The following is a 229-nucleotide window of genomic DNA, read 5'->3' on the forward strand; positions in this document are numbered from 1 at the left end:
CGGATCATGCCCGATGCCCCGATGGGGTTGGAGCAGAGCACGCCGCCGGACATGATGACCGGAAGCCGACCGCCGATCGCCGTCTCGCCGGCCTCGGTGAGTTTCCACCCCGACCCCTCGGACGCGACACCGAGGTTCTCGAGCCACATCGGCTCGAACCACGAGACCGGCACGTAGATCTCGGCGCAGTCGATCTCGCCGAGCGGATCGGTGATACCGGCCTGCTTCC

The 229-nt window shown here is 67.7% G+C and carries 1 pseudogene; it reads right to left on the bottom strand.

The features are described 5' to 3' along the window. A pseudogene (locus tag NVV99_RS27050) lies at nt 1–229 on the bottom strand (thiolase domain-containing protein); the annotation flags it as partial.

The organism is Rhodococcus sp. PAE-6 (assembly GCF_025290685.1).
Taxonomy (GTDB): Bacteria; Actinomycetota; Actinomycetes; order Mycobacteriales; family Mycobacteriaceae; genus Rhodococcus; species Rhodococcus pyridinivorans.